Annotated in this window: 18 protein-coding genes and 1 pseudogene; 2 read left to right on the top strand and 17 right to left on the bottom strand. The window is 63.5% G+C overall.

The annotated features are described in order from the left end of the window. Positions 1–78 precede the first annotated feature (78 nt). From AB0N24_RS26645 to AB0N24_RS26585, 13 genes are all read right to left on the bottom strand, one after another. On the bottom strand, positions 79–732 hold the full coding sequence (locus AB0N24_RS26645) for an integrase core domain-containing protein (RefSeq protein ID WP_364131377.1): 654 nt from the start codon (positions 730–732) through the stop codon (positions 79–81). 818 nt (positions 733–1,550) lie between these two features. Next, entirely contained in the window at positions 1,551–2,456 is a 906-nt protein-coding gene (gene panB / locus AB0N24_RS26640) for a 3-methyl-2-oxobutanoate hydroxymethyltransferase (RefSeq protein WP_364131374.1), read from the bottom strand. A gap of 4 nt (positions 2,457–2,460) precedes the next feature. After that, the gene (gene panD, locus AB0N24_RS26635; RefSeq protein WP_364131371.1) at positions 2,461–2,889 is read right to left on the bottom strand and encodes an aspartate 1-decarboxylase; all 429 of its coding nucleotides are present in this window, start codon (positions 2,887–2,889) and stop codon (positions 2,461–2,463) included. A gap of 422 nt (positions 2,890–3,311) precedes the next feature. Next, positions 3,312–3,476: a hypothetical protein gene (locus AB0N24_RS26630; RefSeq protein ID WP_364131368.1), complete on the bottom strand. Its 165-nt coding sequence runs from the start codon at positions 3,474–3,476 to the stop codon at positions 3,312–3,314. Between the two features lie 10 nt (positions 3,477–3,486). After that, positions 3,487–4,251, bottom strand: coding sequence for a carboxymuconolactone decarboxylase family protein (locus AB0N24_RS26625; RefSeq protein ID WP_364131365.1), 765 nt, complete (start codon positions 4,249–4,251; stop codon positions 3,487–3,489). Positions 4,252–4,344: 93 nt separating this feature from the next. Continuing rightward, a complete protein-coding gene (locus AB0N24_RS26620; RefSeq protein ID WP_364131362.1) occupies positions 4,345–5,019 on the bottom strand; it encodes a flavodoxin in 675 nt (224 codons plus the stop codon). Between the two features lie 85 nt (positions 5,020–5,104). Beyond that, positions 5,105–5,941 carry an SDR family oxidoreductase gene (locus AB0N24_RS26615; protein WP_364131360.1) on the bottom strand — a complete coding sequence of 279 codons (837 nt, stop codon included), beginning with the start codon at positions 5,939–5,941 and terminating at the stop codon, positions 5,105–5,107. 65 nt (positions 5,942–6,006) lie between these two features. Further along, a complete protein-coding gene (locus AB0N24_RS26610; RefSeq protein ID WP_364131357.1) occupies positions 6,007–6,774 on the bottom strand; it encodes an SDR family oxidoreductase in 768 nt (255 codons plus the stop codon). A 54-nt stretch (positions 6,775–6,828) separates the two neighbouring features. Continuing rightward, a complete protein-coding gene (locus AB0N24_RS26605; RefSeq protein WP_364131354.1) occupies positions 6,829–7,605 on the bottom strand; it encodes a carboxymuconolactone decarboxylase family protein in 777 nt (258 codons plus the stop codon). A gap of 112 nt (positions 7,606–7,717) precedes the next feature. Continuing rightward, positions 7,718–8,101, bottom strand: coding sequence for a cyclophilin-like fold protein (locus tag AB0N24_RS26600; protein WP_364131351.1), 384 nt, complete (start codon positions 8,099–8,101; stop codon positions 7,718–7,720). 158 nt (positions 8,102–8,259) lie between these two features. After that, a complete protein-coding gene (locus AB0N24_RS26595) occupies positions 8,260–9,252 on the bottom strand; it encodes a zinc-binding dehydrogenase (protein WP_364131348.1) in 993 nt (330 codons plus the stop codon). Between the two features lie 39 nt (positions 9,253–9,291). After that, a complete protein-coding gene (locus tag AB0N24_RS26590) occupies positions 9,292–9,705 on the bottom strand; it encodes a cupin domain-containing protein (RefSeq protein WP_364131345.1) in 414 nt (137 codons plus the stop codon). Positions 9,706–9,723: 18 nt separating this feature from the next. Then, positions 9,724–10,560 (bottom strand): SDR family oxidoreductase, encoded by an 837-nt coding sequence (locus AB0N24_RS26585; RefSeq protein ID WP_364131343.1) that lies wholly within the window; start codon positions 10,558–10,560, stop codon positions 9,724–9,726. A 155-nt stretch (positions 10,561–10,715) separates the two neighbouring features. Here AB0N24_RS26585 and AB0N24_RS26580 point away from each other — a divergent pair, with 155 nt between their 5' ends. Then, entirely contained in the window at positions 10,716–11,576 is an 861-nt protein-coding gene (locus AB0N24_RS26580; protein ID WP_364131341.1) for a helix-turn-helix transcriptional regulator, read from the top strand. A gap of 53 nt (positions 11,577–11,629) precedes the next feature. Here the strand turns inward: AB0N24_RS26580 and AB0N24_RS26575 are convergent, their stop codons facing one another. The 4 genes and pseudogenes from AB0N24_RS26575 to AB0N24_RS26560 all read right to left on the bottom strand — a co-directional run bounded on the left by AB0N24_RS26575 (position 11,630) and on the right by AB0N24_RS26560 (position 16,525). Further along, positions 11,630–12,334 (bottom strand): MFS transporter, encoded by a 705-nt coding sequence (locus AB0N24_RS26575; protein WP_364131338.1) that lies wholly within the window; start codon positions 12,332–12,334, stop codon positions 11,630–11,632. A 55-nt stretch (positions 12,335–12,389) separates the two neighbouring features. Then, positions 12,390–12,632, bottom strand: a pseudogene (locus AB0N24_RS26570) (MFS transporter); the annotation flags it as partial. An 86-nt stretch (positions 12,633–12,718) separates the two neighbouring features. Beyond that, on the bottom strand, positions 12,719–15,232 hold the full coding sequence (locus AB0N24_RS26565) for a glycoside hydrolase family 3 C-terminal domain-containing protein (RefSeq protein ID WP_364131334.1): 2,514 nt from the start codon (positions 15,230–15,232) through the stop codon (positions 12,719–12,721). Between the two features lie 3 nt (positions 15,233–15,235). Then, complete coding sequence (locus AB0N24_RS26560) at positions 15,236–16,525, bottom strand: MFS transporter (protein WP_364131331.1); 1,290 nt, start codon at positions 16,523–16,525, stop codon at positions 15,236–15,238. A 306-nt stretch (positions 16,526–16,831) separates the two neighbouring features. Here AB0N24_RS26560 and AB0N24_RS26555 point away from each other — a divergent pair, with 306 nt between their 5' ends. Then, positions 16,832–17,446 carry a TetR/AcrR family transcriptional regulator gene (locus AB0N24_RS26555; RefSeq protein ID WP_364131328.1) on the top strand — a complete coding sequence of 205 codons (615 nt, stop codon included), beginning with the start codon at positions 16,832–16,834 and terminating at the stop codon, positions 17,444–17,446. Positions 17,447–18,158 lie beyond the last annotated feature (712 nt).

Here is an 18,158-nt window from a genome sequence, read left to right as displayed (position 1 = left end):
AGGTGGAAGCCGGCACTGAATGCCTTCGCCATCACCTTCGACGGAAGAATCAACTAAATGCCAACCGTGGATCAACCGTTAAACGGACACTCCCTCGTACTGGGGTCGGATCGGGCCGGATTCGGTATATATCAAAGCTGTTTGTGACAGCTGGTTGGTTTTGTGGTTGATGCCGGCGTGGGCCGGGGCGGCTGGTGCGGTGGGTTTGTTTCGGTAGCGGTGGGGATGTCGGGCGGGGCAGGCGTTGAGGGTTGCTTGGCGGCGTCGGCGTGTCTGGTCGGCTCGTCCTTCGTGGACGGTGTCGGGCGTGTAGTAGTTCAGGCCGCTGTGGCGGTGGTTGGCGTTGTAGTCAGCGAAGAATGCCGCCATGTAGTCGCGGGCGTGCTGGAGGTCCTGGAATCGGCGGGGAAAGTCCAGGTCGTATTTCACTGTTTTGAACAGGGATTCTGAGTAGGGGTTGTCGTCGGAGACCCGTGGGCGGGAGTAGGACAGTGTGATGCCCAGGGACTGGGCAAGCTGGAGGGTGCTGCCGGCCCGCATGGGTGCGCCGTTGTCGGCGTGGAGCACGGCAGGGCGCCGCTGGTTCTTGGTGACCGCGCCCGTGATCAGTGCGGCGGCGAGGGCGGCCGATTCGGTGTGTTCGACGCGGTGCCCGACGACTCTGCGGGAGAACACGTCCAGGATCGCGTAGAGCCGGTAGGTGTGTTTCCCAGGCGTTCGACGGTGGCCCAGGCCGCCCGGGACCGCGAACTTGAAGGTCGACAGTCGGCTGAAAGTTCAGCCACCTAATCAGACGACCACCTGGCGACGCAAAGTTGCCCGCGCCCGGCCGGTTCAATTCGGTCGGGCGCACCTCATCCGCGGAGTCAAAACCTGCAGAAGGGCCTCGTTCAGAAGTATCTGAACGAGGCCCTTCTGCGTTCGTGGGCTTCGCCGGTTGCATGGCATTTTGAGAACACGAGGTTGAACGCATTCTTCTTGGCGGCCGCCCGCCCCGAGAATGAAGTTGTCCTGAAGGACCTGCGATTGCCGGAATAGCGGTGCGGAGGTTTCTCAAAGTGGACTGCTAATTGAGGATGGGGGGGCTTGGCTCTGGCAGAGAGTGTGCCGCGGGGGAGGGCAGGAAGCACGGGCCCGAATCGTCATCGCGGCAATCACTTCTGTTCAGTCGGTTGGTCAGGTAAAGATTTCTGCATAGGTCGCAGAATCTGACTTGAAACCAGGTCCACGTACGATTGCGCGTACTCTGCGTAAGCGGCCCTCGCGCAGCTAATGGCAGCGGCAAGGGAGGCCCACGGTCGAGAACGTAGGCTGATCCAGGCGCGCAGCCGTATCGTGCCGCTGCTGGTGTGGCGCCTTGGGCTGTTTTGTGTTGGGGGCACGGTAAAATCCGATTGCTCATGACCGTTGCGTTTGCCTCGGTCGAAGTGGGTAATGGCCATCCCTTGCCTCCTTGGCTTTCGCGAAACCTGACCATCGCGGTCCGGATACCTCCGACGGAATGGGCAGGGTACAAAGTGACAGAAGCGTACAGGCGACAGAGGCACCGGCTAGAAGGAGTGCTCGGGACCGGGGAACTGTCCTGCACGGACCTCCTCGCCGTAAGCCTTAGCGGCCCCGGCAAGTGTGGTGCGGAGGTCTGCATACTGCTTGACGAATTTGGCCATTTTGCCGCCGCGCAGGCCGGCCATGTCCTGCCAGACGAGAACCTGGCCGGTGGTCCTGCTCCCGGCGCCGATGCCGATTGTCGGTACGCGGATAGCCGCATCGATGGCCGCCGCCGTTTCGGCAGGGACCATTTCCATGAGGACGCCGAAGGCGCCCGCTTCCGACAGGGCCAGGGCGTCGTCGATCAGCCGCTGGGCGTCATTCCCCCGACCCTGGACGCGGTAGCCGCCGAGGGAATGCTCGCTTTGCGGAGTGAAGCCGATGTGCGCCAGAACCGGAATGCCGGCCTGGACCATTGCCCTCACGGTTTCTGTGTAGAAGGTGCCGCCTTCGATCTTCACCGCGTGCGCTAGGCCCCCCTTCAGGAAACGGACACCCGTGGCCACCGCCTGTTGCGCGGACATCTCGTAACTGCCGAATGGCAGGTCGGCGACCACGAGGGCGCGCTTTGCCGAACGTGCAACAGCCCGGCACAGCGGAAGCAATTCCTCCACCGTGACTGGCAGGCTGGTTTCATTGCCGAACACGTTGTTGGACGCAGAATCGCCGACGAGGAGCACCTCTATGCCCGCCTGGTCGAAGATCTCAGCGGTGTACTGTTCATAGGCGGTGAGCATGGCGAAATGCTCACCATTGTCCTTGGCCTGCTGCAGGTGATGGATCCGGATTCTGCCGGCCGGCTTCTCTGTCGGATCCGACCCCGGAAGACCTGCACCGGAGGGGCCGTTTCCATAGGGAGCGGGAACTTCGGCGGGTGTGATTGAGCCAGGGCTGCTGGTCATGGCCATGGCTTTAGTTCACCGAGGAGTTGTTCATCGCGAACGGCGGACGCATCAGCCCGGGGGTGATGCTTTCGGCCGGGTCGTTGCCGAGCCGGACGATCCTGTTGTCCTGGTCCACATGGACTACTTTCGGGTCGTAGGCCATGGCTTCATCCGTGCTCATGACCGCGTAAGTGATGAGGATGACGATGTCGTTCTCATGGACCAGATGTGCGGCCGGGCCGTTGATCCCGATGACGCCGGAGCCGCGTTCACCGGCAATGGTGTAGGTCTCCAGGCGTGCGCCGTTGGTGACGTCGACGATGGCAACGAGCTCTCCAGGCAGGATGTCGGCCGCCTCCAGCAGGTCCTGGTCCACGGTGACGGAACCGACGTAGTGCACGTCAGCATGCGTGACGGTCGCCCGGTGGATTTTCGACTTGAACATTGTCCGGTTCATAAGTTTCCTAGCCAATACATCCTCTTGAAGGGCTCAGAGACCCCCGCGGCGGAACATCCACCTTCACTCCTGCGGTCCAAGACAACTCTGCGCCTACCTGGACGCCTACCTGGACCGCCAGAATGCTATTTTATCTTCCATATAAAATATACACAAGGTCTTAGACCGTTATTGAACAACACGCGCCTGGAGCACCAGCCGTCGGGATTGTCGAAGAATTTTCAAGTATCCCGGGACCCTCCTCGTGAGCAGGATGAGGGCCCCGCAGCGCAACCCCTTGCGAACCGCCGCCTGCTATCGCATCGGTTCCCAACATTTCAAGGTGCTCGACCGTTTGGTTGACCTACCTCCGATGGCGGCCATAGGAAGCGGGAAGTGATGCACCGTTATGACTGCGGTGTTGGAGTGTGGCTGTCAGCGCGTCAATCAAGCGAAGCGGTAGCGGGGAGTTCGCTGGTGGTGGTCGCGGCCCAGTTGGCGGCATCCTCCACGGCGTCCGGGCCATCGGACTGGTCCATCATTTTGGGAATCTTGTCATCGGCCGTCCCGTAAAGGCACATTTCCTCAGGAGTTTGGGCCGGAACCATGCGCTTCCGATCATTCATTGTCCTCGGGTCGGGTTATCTCGTCGAGGGTCCGGAGCCCGTTGAGGGCGCGAGGGTAGCCGATGTACGGAATGAGGTGGGTGATCACGTCGAGAAGTGTGGCGCGGTCGTTGCCCACGTTGAGATTGCCGCGGATGTGGCCGGCGACCTGCGGTTCGCAGCCCCCGAGGGCGACTAGCATCGCGAAGGTGAGTAGCTCCCGGGTGGGCACGTCGATTCCGGTGCGGGTGAGGTGATCGCCAAAGCAGTTGCCCGAGAGGTAGCGCTGGATGTGCTGCTCGTCGTTGGGGGCTTTTGTGTACATCGCCACGACCGCCTCGTCGCCGACCACGCGCTTCTGCACCGCGAGCCCTTCGGCCATCCGAGTCTCGGGTGTGGTGGTTGACTGGCCCGGCAGCGGCAGCGCGACACCGCGGGATGACAGCACCTCGTTGGTGGCGTGGAGGAAGTCGAAGGCCTTCGCCATGCCGACGTATGGCACGGCCTGATAGACGATCTCCTTCACCTCGACCGGCGTCACTGCGGCAGTCAGTGCGGCCACGACCGTGGCCTTGTACTGGCTGAGCCCCTGGCAGGCGATCATGGCTGCCAGTTGAGTCATCAGCCGGGTGCGGGAGTTGAGGGTGCCGTGGCTCTGGACCTCGTCGAAGGTGAAGTTGTTGAAGTACTCGATCAGCTCCGGGTCGGTCTGGGTCAGTATAGAAACCTGGCCGGGGAAAAGTTGATCGTGGTTTATGCGTGCAGTTTTCGTTGGCATGGTGTTCTCCAGTAACTCTTTGAAACTCTGTTGAAACCCAGGAATCCGTGTGGCGGGCAGGGGTTCATCCGTTCCCGCCCCGCGGAGGGCGCGTCATCGGGACGCGAGTCCCAGCTCGGCGACCCACGCCGCGATCTGCGTGCCGGCGTCGGCAGCTTCTTCCCCTTGGACCGCGAGACCTACCTTGATGGTTGCTGCCGGATACAGTTCGGCATAGTCATTGAAGACTCGGCCTTCAGCGATCGCGAAGGTGACGAATGGGTAGATCGTTTTTCCGGTCAGGTCGGCGCCGTCCAGCAGGGTTCGGACGATCGTCGGGATGCGGGTGTTCCAGACAGGGCAGCCGAGGATGATTGAATCGTATTCGCTGAGGTCGGGAACGCCGCTGGCAATCTCTGGGCGGGCATCTGTTTGTTGTTCTTCCCTGTTCCGTTCGACGGTCTCGTCGTAGTCATGCGGGTACGGCTCCGCGGCGCCGATCTGGAATATGTCGGCGTCGATCAGCTCGGCGATCGACTCGGCTACGACCTGCGTGTTGCCCACCTCAAGGTCTTTCCGGTCGCCATACCAGTAGTTTTCCCCTGGGCGGGAAAAGTAGACGATCACAGTACGCGGCGGGCTCGTACCCTCGGGCCCTGTCTCGGGCGCTGGTTCTGGGCGTGGAGAGGCGGGGTCGTCGGCGCAGGCGGTCATCGCAAGAGTGCAGGCCGTGCTGACGCTCAGGAGAACTGCTCTGCTGAGCACGGAGCGCCGGTCAATCTGGCTCATGGCGTGCTTCCTTCCTTGAATCTGCTTCAGGAACCATCACGAACAGTGCACCCGCTCTGCTGGATGGTTCGTCGAATGCTAGCGTTCAGCGCTGGACAAACGCAGCCGCTGCAGCGGCGATGTCGGTGTCGCTCGTGGCCAGCGTGTACGACGAGATGCCGCCGTCGACCGGGATGACGGTGCCGCTGATGTAGCTGGACAGATCGCTGGCTAGGAACAGGGCCGCGTTCGCGATGTCGTTCACGGTGCCGTAGCGGCCTAGAGCCTGCCGCGCCCCGAGCTCGTCGTCGAGGAAACGCGCCAGCTCCCCGCCCTGCTCGGCGGGGACGCCGAAGGCCTTCGCGATCAGCGGTGTCATGATCACCCCCGGTGCGATCGCATTCGTGCGGATGCCGTGCGGCGACAGCTCCATCGCTGCGTGGCGGATCGTACCGATTACTGCGTGCTTGGCGGTGCTGTAGCTGACCGAAGACCAGCCGCCCTGGAGGCCGGCGACGCTCGCTGTAGTGATGATCGAACCGCCACCGCCCTGGCGGATAAACTGCCGGGCAGCGTGCTTATGGCCGAACACCACCGAGCTCGTGTCGACCGAGATCGTGGCATTGAATCCTTCCTCGGTCAGGTCTGTGACCGAAGCCGAGGACCCGGTGGTTCCTGCATTGTTGAAGAAGACATCGAGCCGTCCGAAGCGATTCACGGTCCGGGCCACGAGGTCTTCGATCGAAGCTTCGGTGGTGACATCGGCGTGGACGAAAGCAGCATTCTCGCCCAGGAGCTCAGCCGTCCGGCGTCCTTCGTCGTCACGGATGTCGGCAACAATAACCTTGGCACCCTCGGCCAAGAATCGTTCGGCACTCGCAAGACCAATGCCACTGATGCCACCCGTTACGACGGCGACTTTTCCGTTGAGCAGTCCGCTCATTTCGGTATTCCTTTCATTGCGGATCGTTTCGCAGATGCCCAAATGACTTATCGGGCCGGCAACGGTCACATGAAGGCGCCGTTGTCCACGGTGAGGACGCGGCCGGTGACTCCGGTGCTCATGTCGCTCGCCAGGTACAGAATCGCGTTGGCCTGATCGATCGGCTGCGTCGGCGGCAGAGTGGTGTTCGTGTAGATGTCCGAGTACGCGAGCATCGTGTCGCCGCCGGCCAGTTCGCCAGCTGCCCACGCCTTGGCCATCGGCGTATCTGTGACGCCAGGAGCCACAGCGTTGCAGCGGATGCCAGTCCCGGAGAAACGGATGGCGATGTTCTTCGTCATCGTATTCACCGCGCCCTTGGTCGAGGTGTAGGCCACGCCGCAGATCGGCAGCTCACCATTGACCGAAGTGACGTTGACGATCACGCCTTCGTTGCGGGACAGGAAGTGCTTGACCGCCTCGCGGCAATAGCGGAATACGCCGGCGAAGTTGATCTGGACGACCATGTCGAAATGCTCGTCTGTTGTCTCCTCGATCGCGAACATGTCTCCGTAGCCGGCGTTGTTGACCATGATGTCCACTTGGCCGAAAGTCTCGATGGCCTTGGCGAACACCTCCTTCGGAGCTTTCGGGTCGGCCGAGTCGGCTACGATCCCGACAGCGCGGCCACCCTGGCTGGTGATGGCTTCGACCACCTCGTCGAGGTCCGCCTGATGACGCGCAGTCAGTACGACGTTGGCACCCTCCCTGGCGAAGAGTTCGGCCGTGGCTTTCCCGATGCCCTTACTGGCACCGGTGATGATTGCAGTCTTCCCTGCTACAAGATTTTCCAAGATCTTTCTCCTTTATTTGGTAAGTTGTGGGCTTTGCCTGATGGGCAGGGGTGTTCACGGCCGTGATTTCAGCACCTTCTTGACCACGGGCATGGCGGTGTACACCTTGGGCCAGCCCGTGAAATAGATGGCGTGGTGCAGCACCGCGTCAACCTCCGGGCGAGTTAGTCCGTTGTCCATGGCGCGGCCGAGATGGAAGGTAATCTGCTCGGACTGGGCAGTGGCAATCAACGCGACGACCGTGACCAGGCTTCTGTCACGCGGCTCCAGGCCGGGCCGGAGCCACAAGTCGTTGAACAGCACCTCACCGGTGGCATCCACCACCCCTTGGGAGGCGCCGCCGTACTGTTCCTGGACCGTTTTCGCCCGGGCCGCCTCTGCCTCTTCGTCCTGTGGAAGCAGTTCGGATGTGGCATCCGGAAGCTCGGAGGCATCAATATCGTGGTCCTCAAACACGTCCGCTACGACAGGAACCGCTTCCATCGCGTTCTGCCAGCCGGTGTAGAAGGCCAGGTGGGTGATTATCTCCGAAATTTCGGCGGGAGTGACGCCGTCGTTGAGGGCCCTGTCAACGTAGTGGCCGAGCTCGGCGCTCTGACCGCTGGATACGAGAGTAGCCACCGTGACCAGGCCACGATCTCGCTTCGAGATGGCGTTGTCGTCCCACAACCTCTGCACGTTGTCGCTGTCGTACCGGGACAACGCGGGCGAGACGTCCTTGACCTGGTTGGTTCGCGGCGTTGCTTGGCTGCTGCTGCAGCCGGCCAGGATCAGCGCCGAGGTGATCGCTCCACTTACAAGGGCTGCGCATTTCCGGGAAGGGCGCTTCATGTCAGTTCTCCTCATTCAGATGCTGCTCGTTGGTGACGTCATCCATCCAATCCACGTCGCTGCCGTCGACGGTTTCGGCGATCGCCATGTGGGTCGTAGGGGCTTCAGGGGGTCATTCCGCGACGTCGATCGTGACGTCCGCGGCGCCGCCAGTCAGCTGAAATGCTTCAAGGCCCCTGGTGATCCGGCCCAGAGGGATCAGCCCCGGTTCCGGCACTGGGCTCCCGGCGACCTTGTAGTAGACAGCAATCCCGTTCGTCGGGGGCCAGTAGACGAGTTCACCCGCCTTGTAGTCCGTGCGGCGGGGAGCCTCGGCTGTCAGGACCGCCGGGAGTCCGCTGCCATAGGCCTCGCGTCCGAGCATGTCGGACATGCGGATTGTCAGCGGAAGCAGGGTGCAGAACTCACGGGCCGTGGCGTTGTCCACCATGCTGGCTTCCACGGCGGTGCCGTTCACCGTCAGTCTCAGCGCGACGCCGTCGACGTTTTCAGGCATGGGTGTTTCCTCCTGCGAAGCGATTTGTGTTTCCTCCCGGGTGGAGGCCGGGGCCGGGGCCTCGTCCGGAGCCGGGGCCCTGGAGGAGGTGCACGCTGTCAGAGCGAACAGCAGGCACGCAAGCAACGCCGCCGCGCCGCGAAAATGGGCCGGCATTCTCACGCCGAGGCGAGCGTAAGGACGATCTTGCCCGCGGCCTCGCCGGAACGAAGCCGCTCCGCGGCCTGCTGGAAGTCGGCGATGTCCACGGTCTGGTCGATCACGGGACGGATCTCACCGCGGGCCACGGCGGGGATGACCTCGGGCAGTAGTCCCGCAATAACCGCAGCCATCTCCCAGTCACGGGTGAAACCGAAGGACACGCCGTGGACGGTGAGGTGACGGTAGGACAGCTGGTCGAGGTTGATCGTCGACGCCGGACCCGCCAGCCGGCCGATGTTGACGACGTGCCCATCCACCTTCGTGGCGGGCAGGCACTGCGCGAAGGTCTCCCCGGCGACATGGTCGAGGACGACGTCGGCGCCCGCCCCCTCGGTCGCGGCCAGGACCGCCTCGCTCAGCTCCTGCTCATCCGTCACAATCACCGTATCGACGCCGACGCCGACGAGTAGCTCTCGCTTATCCGTCTTCCGCGTGGTGCCGATCACCCGGGCCGCACCCAAGGCTTTTGCCAACTGGGCACCGATGAGGCCAATGCCGGTCGATGCCCCGGTTATCAGCACGCTCTGCCCTGCGGTAAACCCGGCGGCGGTGAGCGCTCCGTGTTCGGTGAGCAGCCCGGTAGGCAGGGCGCACGCGATTTCAGGGGCGAGCCCCTCGGGTCGAGGCAGCACGAAACGGTGATCGGCGATGACGTAGTCGGCAAAGGACCGCGGGGTGGACCCCATCACCAGGTCACCAACGCGCCAGGTGTCCACGCCCTCACCGAGCCCAACGACATCGCCGGCGTATTCGAACCCTGCGATGAACTCCTTGCCGTGCCCGCCGTTCGTCGGATCGGATTCCGCGAGCATCGGCAGATCGGCATTGTTTGTCGCCGCGGCGAGGTTGCGGATCAGTACCTCACCCGGTCCTGGCTGCGGGACGGGCACCTCATCCAGAACCCATTCCGGTCCACGCCCTGAAATGAGCGCACGCATCGTGTCTGCCATAGCTGTGTTGTCTCCTCGGGAAATACGTTGGGTTTCTGTTCAGATGCGGCGGGTGCGGGGAGCCTGGTACTGCTCCTCGGTGACCTCTTCCAGCCAGGTGGTTTCCGCGGTGCCCTGGCCGCCTCCTTCCCAGATGGCGAGGTGTTCCATGAAGCGGTCCGGGACGGCACCGTGCCAGTGCTCCTCGCCAGGAGGGCAGGTGACCGTCTCGCCCGGGTGGGCCTCGAACACCACGCCGTCACGGGTACCGACCAGTGCGGCGCCGGAGACGACATGTAGGGTCTGGCCGAGCACGTGGTGGTGCCAGAAAGTGCGGGCGCCGGGGGCGAAGCGGACCATGTTCGTCCGTGCCCGGGAAGGCTCCTGGCCGGAGTAGATGACATCGAACCAGACGTCGCCCGTGAACCAGTCGGCGGGTCCCTTGCCGGTGGGCTTGGGTGCGATGAATTCCAACGTGTTCTCCTTCGCTTCTTAGTTGCTGGCGTGCGCGAGGTCGAGGCCGAGTTCCTTCGAGGCCTCTGCCTGCGCCGAAAGTTCCTTGCCTTTGGCGATGGCCGTGGGAATGGCGTCATCACCGGCGACGAAGCGCAGCGGCGGCTCGGCCAATTCCGTGACTGCGAGGATGGCTCGGGCGAGCTTGACCGGGTCGCCGGACTGCTGGCCGTTCATCGACTGCCAGGCTGCTTTAGTCTGGGCGGTGCGCTCGGCGTAATCCTCGATCGACAGGTCGGCCCAGCTGGTCGAGGCCTCTTCGAGCAATTCGGTGCGGAAGAAGCCGGGCTCCACGATCGTGGTGCGGATGCCGAAGGGCTCGAGGTCGAAACGCAGGGATTCCATCCAGCCCTCCACACCGAACTTCGAGGCGGCGTAGGCAACGCAGAACTCCTGGCCGAGCAACCCTGCGATCGAGGAGATCGAGACGACGTGTCCGGAACGCTGGCGGCGCATCACCGGCAAGACCGCGCGGGTGACGTTCATGGGGCCGATCAGGTTTGATTCGATCTGGCCGCGCATTGCCTCAGCGGAGATCTCTTCAAAGTAGCCTGCCTGGAAGGTGGCCGCATTGTTGATCAGCACATCCATCCGGCCGAACCTGGCCACAGCGGCTTCGACGGCTGCCTCAGCCTCTTCCGGCCGCGTGATGTCCAGCGTCGTGACCAGCAGATTGTCGTTTTCGCCGAGGACCTGCCGGACTTGGTGGGGACGGCGTCCTGTGGCAACCACCTGGTGCCCGGCCGCGAGGGCCTCCCGGACGATGTCCGTGCCGAGGCCGCGGCCTGCACCGGTGATCATGATGACTTTGCTCATCTGGATGTTCTCCTTTTGACTGGTGTTGGGCCGACCTTCCGGCCACCCTCTTCTTTGATCTTCACGCGCATGCCCGAAGCTGCAAAGAGGAGGAAAACATCCTGGGACAAATTCCTCCCCCTCACGGGCCATGCCACGGGTGGGACACTGGTGCCATGAGTCGAAGTACGCAGATGAACCAGCTGGGCGAGTTTCTCAAGACCCGGCGCGCCGAGCTGACCCCGCGCGACGTCGGGCTGTCGGAAACCGCGGGACCCCGGCGAGTTGCCGGGCTGCGGCGGGAAGAAGTGGCTCTCCTGGCATCCATCAGTCCCGATTACTACACGCGGGTTGAACAGGGCCGCATCCAGGTCTCAGCGCCCGTCCTGGGCACCCTCGCAGAAGTGCTCCAACTCAGTGAGGATCAGCGCAGCTACCTGTTCAGCCTCGCTGGAAAGACCTCAAAACGGGCGCCCCGTCAGCTCAGGCAAAAGGTTCAGCCGCAACTCCGGCGCCTCCTGGATGACCTCAGCACAGTGCCGGCGATCGTGATGGGCCGGCGCATGGACGTCATCGCCTGGAACCGGTTGGCGGCGGCGATGATCACCAATTTCTCCGAGGTGCCGGAGAAGCACCGCAACTATGTCCGCATCCTGTTCACTGACCCGGCGATGAAGGCGCTGTATGTTGACTGGGAGTCTGTGGCCCGGACCGCCGTCGCGCAGCTCCGCATGGAAGCCGCCAAGTACCCGGACGACACCCGGCTGGCGGTGCTCGTCGGCGAACTGTCCGTCCAGGACCCCCAGTTCAGGCAGTGGTGGGCAGCGCACAATGTCGCCAGCCTGACCACCGGCACGAAGACGCTGCGTCACCCCACAGCGGGTGACCTTGTCCTTGACTGGGACACCCTCATCGCCACGACCGACGCAGAGCAACAACTGGTCATTTGGACGGCAGCTCCGGACACTTCCACCCATGAGGCGCTGCGCTTCCTCGCGTCCTGGGCGGCAGGGGCGGAATCACTCAAGCAGGCGTGAAGCACGGCTAAGCAGCTGTAAGAGAGGTGCCCGGAATTCCGCTTTGACGCAGCTCACGACCCACGCTTGGTCGATGGCGGGAGCAGATGCTGCGTTCGCGCCGTGCCGACGACGTGGGCAAACGCCACGTCCTCCGCAGCTTTGTCCTCCGGGGTAAGCCGGCCTTCGTGCTGGCTCTGGTGTTCGCGCCAAGTGGGGACCTCGAACTGTTCAAGGAACAGTTCCGGTGCTTCGCCCACCCGGTAGAGGTTCCAGCGGGAAGCGCCGCTTCGCAGCCGTGAGCGGCGCACGTTCTCCATGGCGGACAGAAACGCTTCTTCGTCCTCGTCCGCGACGTCGTATTCGGTCGAGATCAGTACCGGACCGGCGGCTGGATCCGGTTCGACAGCCAAAGACGGCATACCCCAGGCCTCGAGCGGCGTACGGTCCAGGTGCTGGCTTTCGGGCACCTTCAGGGCAAGGCCGGCGACGGCGGCCACAGCCACCAATGCCGCCGCCGAGAGGAGGGCGGTCTGCAGCCCGGCGGTCTGTGTGATCAGGCCCCAGATGGGTGATGCCAGGGCCTGGGAGCCAAGAAATACCGTGATGTAGATTGCGATTGCCCTGCCACGCACCCAGCCGGGCAGGAAGAGCTGCAGTTCGGAGATCACCGTGGATACGGTGGCCGTCCAGCCAAAGCCGCAGATCAGCAGCAACGGCACGGCCAGCCACACACTGGCCCGTGAGAGCAAGGATGCCGAGCGCCACCGCGTAGGCAAGGCCGGAGGCGAGCAGTAACCCATTGCTTGAGAGATGCCGGCGCACTTGTCCGAGGCCGAGGGCGGTAAGGACAGCAAGGAGCGATGCCACCACGACGAAGTAGGCCTGCACGCCGATCATGAGCCAGCGCCGGTCGAACGCATCGGCAAGCACGCCGGCCGGCAGCGCCAGCAGCATCACCGGCAGAGTGCTGGCTGTCTGCACGAGCGGAATGATGGTGGCGGCGTTCGGGTCGTGAACGAAGAGCCACTGGGCTCCCACGGTTTGCCCCCATGAACCGATGCTCGCCACCACCATGCCCAGCCAGAGCCAGAAGAAGGCCCTGCGGCGGAGGGGTGCGAAGGGCGACACAACAGCTGGTGCTGTGCTGCCCGTGTTTACGCTCACTGTGCAGTCTTCCCTGTTACGTTGAACTCGACGCCGGCTGAATCCGGGACGAACAGGGTGCCGGCCACGGAAAGATCAGCAACGGACGCTCCGGCGCGAAGGACGAAGGACCCCGGCTCCAGTTCCCAGCCGTCGTCCCAGTGCGCAAGCCGACGCCCGGCAACGGGGATATCCACCGTCAGCGATTGGCCCGGTTCGGCGTGCACTACCGCAAATCCGACGAGCCAGCGTTCCGGGCGCTCGATTCCGGAAATGGGACGCTCAGCGTAGAGCTGTACAACCTGCTTGCCGGCACGGGCACCGGTGTTCCGCAGCCGGATGCGTGCGGTCACGTCACCTGGCAGGTCCGGTTGTTCCGTCCCGGTCACTTCGAGGGACTCAAACGTCCAGTCCGTGTAGCCGAGGCCATGTCCGAAAGCATAGGCCGGAGTCCGTCCCGTACGCAGCCAGGCGCGGTAGCCGATGTGGATCCCTTCGGTGTAGTCGAGGCAGCCAGCGGTCGGAACGACTTCGAGAACGGGCACGTCATCAGTCGCCGCAGGCCAGCTAGTGGTCAGGCGTCCACCGGGCTCGGCTTCGCCGAGGAGGACGTCTGCTACGGCCTGGCCCAGTTCCTGGCCGCCGAACCAGCCCAGCAGCACCGCCTTGACATCGTCGCGCCACGGCAGCAGCACAGGGGCGCCGGAGTTGACCACCACCACGGTCCGGGGATTGGCTGCCGCGACGGCAGCCACAAGATCGTCCTGCCGTCCCGGAAGACGCAGGTGCGTCCGGTCCCGGCCTTCGGATTCGACACTGGAGTTCGTACCCACCACGACGACGGCGACATCGGCCGCGCGGGCCGCCTGCGCGGCGCGCTCGATCAGTTCGTCGGCGTCGGCACCGGGGTCAGGAGCGGTGCCGACCGTGAGGCCCAGGGCGTTCGCCAGCGGGCTGCGGCCGGAGGCGAGGTCGAAGTGGACGCGCAGTTCGACAGGAACGTCGGCCGTGAGTTCCACCAGTGCGGTGGCCATTGGCGGGAACGAGAAAGATGCACCCAGCTGGGGGTTCGCCACGCTGCCATGCCGGTCCAGCACGGTCACGCCGTTGACCTCGACCATGCCGTGGAGGTGTGAGCCGAAGCCCAGGTGCACTGTCCTGGTCTCGTGCGGAGTGAGGATGGTGTGCAGCTCAAGGCTTGCAGCGTCCTCGAAGGGAGCATCGCCGTCGAACCAGACGAGTGCCGTGGAGCGGCGGTCGTCGCTCTGCAACACCTCGCCGCCGGAGCCGCGGAACGTAACCGTGAGGCCTGGCTGCCCCGTGCATGGGTTGCTCATCCACTCCAAGGGCAGCTCAGCGATGCCCTCCTGCACCACGGCGCCAAGCTCGTAGTCAACACGGGCCCCGGGAAGGGCCGCATGGATCGCATCCAGAGGGGTAGTGACCTTCTCGGGAAGCACCGTCGCGCTGCCGCCGCCCTGGAAACGGGCCTGGGAGGCGTTGTGGCCAATCACTGCCACCCGCTCCAGGGAATCCGCCGCCCACGGCAGCTCGCCGTCGTTCTTCAACAGAACCATGCCAGCAATCGCAGCTTCGCGGGCGAAAGCAGGACCGTCCAAGGCAGGCAGTGCCTCCGAAACAGCCGGAGCGGCGTCGGGAGCGCCCAGGGCCCCGACACGTTCGGCTAGCCGAAGCATGCGCAGAACCTTGCGGTCCAAAGCCTCGACGGGAATCTCGCCGGCGCTGATGGCGTCGGCCAGGCCGGACCAGGCCGGGGCAGGACCCGGCATAGCCAGGTCCTGGGCTGCCGGGACGGAACCGAGGCTGCGCACCGCAGTCCAGTCCGAAATGACGACGCCGTCGAAACCCCATTCGCTGTTCAGCGGAGTCTCCAACAGATCGTTTTCACTCATGGTGACGCCGTCCACCGAGTTATAGGAACTCATGACGGACCATGCCCCTGCTTCGACCGCACGCTCGAACGGCAACAGGTACAGCTCGCGCATCGCCCGATCGGAAACCCGCACGTCCACGGTGAACCGCTCGGTTTCGGAATCGTTGGCCACATAGTGCTTTGGGGTGGCCGCCACGCCGTTGTCCTGCAGGCCGCCGATGTAGGCAACGCCAAGTTCCGCGGACAGCCACGGATCCTCGCTGAGGCATTCGAAGTGCCGTCCGCCCAAAGGGGACCGGTGCAGGTTGATGGTCGGTCCCAGGACGACGTCGACCCCCTTGCGCCGTGCCTCGGAGGCGGAGGCCTCACCGTAGCGGCGGGCAAGGCCCACATCCCACGACGAGGCCATCGCAGTGCCCGAGGGCAGGCTCAGCGAAGGATCCCGCTCATCCCACTTCGGTCCCCGGACGCCGGCCGGACCGTCCGAAAGCACCATGGAGCGCAGTCCCACCCGGGGAATGGCCACGGTTGACCAGAAGTCCGCGCCTTGGACGAGGGCAACTTTCTCCTCAAGGGTCAGTTCTTCCAGGATGGTGAGCAGACCTTCGGTCTGGTCGGCGGCGATCAGGGAGTCCATGAATTAGCGCACTTTCTTGATGGGGATGATGGCAAGGGCCCCGACCAGCGCGGCGGCCCCTGCTGTGAGGAGCAGCGCAGTGTAGTTTTCGGAACCCGCGCTGCCCATGGCCAAGAGGCCGGCGCCGACCATGGGCGCCGCCGTCTGCGGGAGGGCATTGGCGATGTTGAACACGCCGAGGTCCTTGCCGGAATTCTCCGGGTCCGGCAGCACATCCATGACAAGGGCTAGGTCGACGCCGACGTACACGCCATACGCAAAACCGAGGATTGCCTCGACCAGGTAGAAGCCGCTGACGTCCGTGACACCGGACAGCATTGCCGTGCCGAGGGCAAAGATCGCGCTCGCCGCGATCACGAAGACCTTCCGGCGGCCGATTTTGTCGGAGATCTTGCCCGCGGCCCAGGCAGTGGGGATAAGGACCAAGGTGTAGATGAGTACGCCGGTGGCGATGGTTCCTACCGCGTCCTGGACCGAGAGGCCAATCCTGTCCTGCATGAAAAAGAGACGGAACGTGGTGAACATGAAGGCAGCGAGGGTGATGAGGAACTTGGACCACCAGGCGAAGGCGAAGTCGCGGTGCTTGACCGGGTTGACCCAGAAGGTGCCGATCAGTTCACGCAGACCCATCCGCGGAGGCTTCGTGGCCAGCTGCCGATCAGGCAGCACGAAGGCATAAACAATCATCGCGGCGAGGGCAATCACGGCGGGGCCCACGAAGAGCAGGAACAGGTTGTCCACGAACCACTTGGTGACATAGGTGGCTGTCATGATGGCGACGTTGAGGGCGATGCCAAGAGCGGCGGTCACGGTACCGCGCTGGGTGGAGGGTACCTGGTCAGCCACACTTGCCATAAGGGGCGAGAGGGCAGCGTTGGCGCCGAGCTGGGCAAGGGCCCAAGCCGCGACGACGAAAGGGATGCTCGGGGCAAGAGCCATGCCCAGCAAGGCCGTCGCGAGCAATGCCGTTCCGGAAACGATCCAGATACGGCGGCGTCCCCAGCGTGATGTGGTGCGGTCCGAAATGCGGCCGAAGATCACGTTGGCAAACACGGCTGCCAGGGAGCCGGCGGTGGCTACCTGGGCCAGCGCGGCCGCTTTCTGGTCCGCGGGCACAATGGTCTGGACCTTGACCCCGATGCCGATGATTGCCGGGCCCAGCAGGGCGACAAAGAACAGGAGGTAACCGGCGATCAGCGCAACAAGGTAGCGCTTGCTCACAGGCTCCGGTGGAGGGGCGATGAGACTTGCAGTTTCGTCCGGGTCGTGGGTTGGGGACTGGGTATGCGTCATTGCAGGGCCTTTTCTGGCAAGAAAAACGTTGGGTGGCGGACAACGCGCATAAGCGCATGGTCCAGCAAGGGGTGTACCGGTGCCGCAAGGCCCCTGATGGGGCCATGCGGTCGGAAGAATGATGTCGGCCGCTTTGCCTCATCATTGTGTGGATCACAGACCGGCGGTGGCCGGTGAATCGACAATATCTTAAAATTCTAGTGGCAGCCAGAATTTCGTCCATGAAATTCTAAGGACTACTAGAATTTTCTGGTGGGTGGTCATCTAAGCTGGGGTTACTCGAGCTCGAAGGAATGCGGAGGTGGCATGACAGGCAAGCGAGGACCGTACGCAAAGACCGAGGCTCGGCGCACGGCGATCCTGGAAGCGGCGCTGAATGTGTTTGCCGACAGCGGATATCAAGGCGGGTCGTTGCGCGACGTCGCCGAGCGGGTCGGCGTGACCGAAGCTGCCCTCACCTACTACTTCCCGAACAAGCGAACGCTCCTCACGTCGGTGCTTGAGCTGCGTGACGATCTCGCATTTGAAGTTTCACCACTCGACGTGTCCGACCCCGTGGAGGCCCTTCGAGGGCTGGTCCGGTTGGCCCGCCACAATGCCACCATGCCAGGCATCATTGCCCTGCACGCCAAGACATCATCAGAGGCCGTTTCGCCCAGCCACCCGGCCCACGACTACTACATCAAGCGGTACGCCTTTATCGTGGCGCGCTTGACGGAGATCTTCGAAGCATGCGCCACCAGAGGCCTGCTAAAGAAGCACGTGCAACCAGCACGGGCGGCCAGAGCCACCGTTGCGCTCATGGACGGTCTGCAGATCCAGTGGCTGATCGATCCCAATAGCACGGACATGGCCGACGAACTCGACACCCATGTGCGCAGCCTTATTCGGCGCGAAGCATCGTGGGACAAACCGGGCTAATGAGTCAGAGAGGGGCGCAGCAGTCCGGTCCGCCATATGGAAGACGAGGGTCCTAGAACCGCGGGATGTTCCGTGTCGCTTGAACTGTCGCGACTCGGCGACAAGCTGCGTCATCCGTCGCGAGGGATTGGGGTCGGGCGCAGTTACTCACCGTTGTCGTACGTCGTTCACACGTTAGTTTGGAGCCGCTGCCTCTCGTATCCGAGCGCCCAGCATGCTCATGCAACACCCGCCACGTCGACACCCCTTGGGCTGCGATTGTCTTGGGCCTGGAGAGGGTTCGGATTGCCAAATCATTTTGCGGTGGCACCTAAAGGCCCCTGTGGAGAGGCGTCTTGGCGCTGCATTTAGAACGAGATGGCACTGCGAGAGCACTGGCGTAGCTCACGACGAGGGGCCGCCCGGGAAATGCCGACGGCGGATGCGTGCTGCGGTGTCTTCTTGCGGGTCGTCGGGGCTAGCAGCTGCTTGCCCGCCCTCCCGCAACGTGTCATATACTTTATATATTATTGGAGAATTGTCCCGACTTCGGCGTGGTTCGGGACCATGCCGTTTGTTGGTTGATCAAAGGAGAACTTTCATGCTTGCTCGTTTTGAGGCTTTCATTGATGGCGTTTCGGCGCCTGCGGAGACGGAGGTGTTTCGTCCGTTGAATCCGGCAACGGGGGAGTCCTATGCGGAAGTCTCGAAGGGCACCGCTGTTGAGGTTGAT

Source organism: Arthrobacter sp. NPDC093128 (assembly GCF_040683875.1).
Classification (GTDB): Bacteria; Actinomycetota; Actinomycetes; order Actinomycetales; family Micrococcaceae; genus Arthrobacter.
The sequence above is the reverse complement of the archived record's forward strand: the minus strand, read 5'-3'. Positions and strand labels throughout refer to the sequence as shown.

What these genes read in the sequence shown, in the direction of transcription:
- panB (WP_364131374.1), bottom strand. Translation starts at nt 2,456, where the DNA reads ATGGCCATGACCAGCAGCCCTGGCTCAATCACACCCGCCGAAGTTCCC.
- panD (WP_364131371.1), bottom strand. Translation starts at nt 2,889, where the DNA reads ATGAACCGGACAATGTTCAAGTCGAAAATCCACCGGGCGACCGTCACG.
- AB0N24_RS26630 (WP_364131368.1), bottom strand. Translation starts at nt 3,476, where the DNA reads ATGGTTCCGGCCCAAACTCCTGAGGAAATGTGCCTTTACGGGACGGCC.
- AB0N24_RS26625 (WP_364131365.1), bottom strand. Translation starts at nt 4,251, where the DNA reads ATGCCAACGAAAACTGCACGCATAAACCACGATCAACTTTTCCCCGGC.
- AB0N24_RS26620 (WP_364131362.1), bottom strand. Translation starts at nt 5,019, where the DNA reads ATGAGCCAGATTGACCGGCGCTCCGTGCTCAGCAGAGCAGTTCTCCTG.
- AB0N24_RS26615 (WP_364131360.1), bottom strand. Translation starts at nt 5,941, where the DNA reads ATGAGCGGACTGCTCAACGGAAAAGTCGCCGTCGTAACGGGTGGCATC.
- AB0N24_RS26605 (WP_364131354.1), bottom strand. Translation starts at nt 7,605, where the DNA reads ATGAAGCGCCCTTCCCGGAAATGCGCAGCCCTTGTAAGTGGAGCGATC.
- AB0N24_RS26600 (WP_364131351.1), bottom strand. Translation starts at nt 8,101, where the DNA reads ATGCCTGAAAACGTCGACGGCGTCGCGCTGAGACTGACGGTGAACGGC.
- AB0N24_RS26595 (WP_364131348.1), bottom strand. Translation starts at nt 9,252, where the DNA reads ATGGCAGACACGATGCGTGCGCTCATTTCAGGGCGTGGACCGGAATGG.
- AB0N24_RS26585 (WP_364131343.1), bottom strand. Translation starts at nt 10,560, where the DNA reads ATGAGCAAAGTCATCATGATCACCGGTGCAGGCCGCGGCCTCGGCACG.
- AB0N24_RS26580 (WP_364131341.1), top strand. Translation starts at nt 10,716, where the DNA reads ATGAGTCGAAGTACGCAGATGAACCAGCTGGGCGAGTTTCTCAAGACC.
- AB0N24_RS26565 (WP_364131334.1), bottom strand. Translation starts at nt 15,232, where the DNA reads ATGGACTCCCTGATCGCCGCCGACCAGACCGAAGGTCTGCTCACCATC.
- AB0N24_RS26560 (WP_364131331.1), bottom strand. Translation starts at nt 16,525, where the DNA reads ATGACGCATACCCAGTCCCCAACCCACGACCCGGACGAAACTGCAAGT.
- AB0N24_RS26555 (WP_364131328.1), top strand. Translation starts at nt 16,832, where the DNA reads ATGACAGGCAAGCGAGGACCGTACGCAAAGACCGAGGCTCGGCGCACG.